The organism is Paenibacillus wulumuqiensis (assembly GCF_000971965.1).
GTDB classification, from domain to species: Bacteria; Bacillota; Bacilli; order Paenibacillales; family Paenibacillaceae; genus Saccharibacillus; species Saccharibacillus wulumuqiensis.
On the sequence record NZ_LAQP01000034.1, the window covers coordinates 1 to 2,026 of the forward strand.

Annotated in this window: 3 protein-coding genes and 1 pseudogene; all 4 read left to right on the plus strand. The window is 37.6% G+C overall.

Going from position 1 to position 2,026, the window contains the following annotated elements; all coding sequences use genetic code 11:
* Nucleotides 1–873 (plus strand): RHS repeat-associated core domain-containing protein (locus WH45_RS22565; RefSeq protein WP_235338463.1); only part of this gene is annotated, 873 nt, incomplete at its 5' end.
* Nucleotides 874–1,110, plus strand: a complete 237-nt coding sequence (locus tag WH45_RS22570; RefSeq protein ID WP_046216687.1) for a hypothetical protein — start codon at nucleotides 874–876, stop codon at nucleotides 1,108–1,110.
* 254 nt (nucleotides 1,111–1,364) lie between these two features.
* Nucleotides 1,365–1,745: a hypothetical protein gene (locus WH45_RS22575; protein ID WP_046216688.1), complete on the plus strand. Its 381-nt coding sequence runs from the start codon at nucleotides 1,365–1,367 to the stop codon at nucleotides 1,743–1,745.
* Between the two features lie 36 nt (nucleotides 1,746–1,781).
* Nucleotides 1,782–2,026: pseudogene (locus WH45_RS22580) on the plus strand (hypothetical protein); the annotation flags it as partial.

Here is a 2,026-nt window from a genome sequence, read left to right on the forward strand (position 1 = left end):
GTGCAGACCGATGCAAATGGTCTGTACCAGATGCGTGCCAGATACTACAATCCGGAGATCAAGCGATTTGTGAACCGGGATGTACTGACAGGCAGTATCGATAATGGATTGACGATGAACCGGTATGCGTATGTGAATGGTAATCCGGTGTCGTATATTGATCCGTTTGGACTGAGTGCGGACGGAGCCGACTGGATGCGAACTGCGTTTAGTGTTGGAGCTGACGCGACACCGTTTGTAGGTACGGTAAAAGGGTTACAAGAGATATTTACTGGTGTGGATCTGATTACAGGAGAACAATTATCAGTTTCCGATCGAGTTGCTACAGGATTTGGAACAGCTCTAAGTGGGCTTCCTTTCGGTAAGGTAGTTGGAAAGACTGTTGCGAAGGAAGCCATTGATGGCGGAGCCTGGTTGATTAAACAATTTAAGAAAAAGCAAACGATTGATTTTGTAGAAGATACTACTCGTCTTGGCGGCAAGTTATACAAACAAAAAGATTTAGAGATGCTGGCCAAGTATTTAGAAAGAAGAGGAGTTACATTAAAAGTTGGAGATGAATATTTACCTCTAAATAAAGGAGGAGCTTTTGATGGTTCAACAGCCACCCTTTACCTACGCAGTAATCCAACTGAGTATGAAGTGTGGCATGAACTATCTCATTATATTCAATATCAAGCCATAGGGAAGGAAGCATATAATCAGTTACCTCGTACAAGAGGAATAATTCCTATGAATGATTTATCGCAGTTCAATGCTCCTGAACAATTTGTATATGACATGTTATCAAACTCTAAAAGATGGAATAAGATTAATGAGGAAGAACAAAAACATGCAAATTGGTATATAGATAATTTTGGAGGTATAAGATAGATGGAAAAGGGGAAAAAAGAATTGCGAAAAAAAGAAATAATAAAAATAGCAATGGATCACATTTCCCAAAACGCTTCGAGTGTTTTTAACCTTACTTTAATCAGTGTTGATAGAGATGATAATCGCTATCCCTGCTGGTCAGTTATATTTGAAATGAGAAACAAGCAAGGTAATATTGTGGATGGTCCCTTGATTTTAGGAATTAATGAATTTGGAGAAATAATATACGTTGGTTAGTTTTAAATGAGATATTTTTAATCCGTTATGATTACTCTTGTTTGAGCAATCATAACGGAGTGTCAGCCCTGATTGGCATTATGTCTTTCAGGGTTTTTTGATGAAAACTCAAGATTCTTAAAGGAATCTTTTTTGGTATGAGAAGGGAAGATAAGAGAGATACTAGATAACTTTAATTTCCATATCTATACGGGAGATGAATATAATAAAAAAGTTCAAAATGGTAATTATATAATTGATTAAGGAGAGGTGTCATGAAAAAATATCCTTATTTTATCTGTTTTATACCAATATTATCAGACGAAGATATTATGGGAGTTTCTAAAATTATATCTGATAAGTTGGTAGGTGGACTTCCATTTGGTGGTTTGGAAGATCATATTTATGAAGAAGTGCCTGCAGTATATATAAAGGAAAGTATATTAGGATTTGAATTAGTCATACAAGGCTACGGAGGAGAAGAAGGGTATATTTTAGAAGTACGTTCTTACTCTAGGAATAATAAACTTTATGATGCTAAAGAAATAACAATAGATATCAGTAGGTATATTGCTTCTTTGCTTGAGGGAACTGAGAAAATAAAAATAATATATGAAGAGATTATTGCACAAGAATATATGGATATAACCGAGTAAATTCTATTAACAAAGTAAGAGATCTTGATAGGCTAAATGCCCTTCAAGGTCTCTTTTTTAAATAAATATCAGGCTACAACGAAGCAGATCATCAACCCGCATGCCGTGCTCTCCCAGGTACTGATGGAGACCGACAATGCAGGTACACCGCAAGCGTGGTATGTATACGGGATGGGACTAATCGGACGCGAAGATGCAGCCGGTAACTACCAGACGTACCACTACGATCTGCGCGGCAGCACGATTGCCCTGACCGATGCACAGGGACAGGTAACCGACAC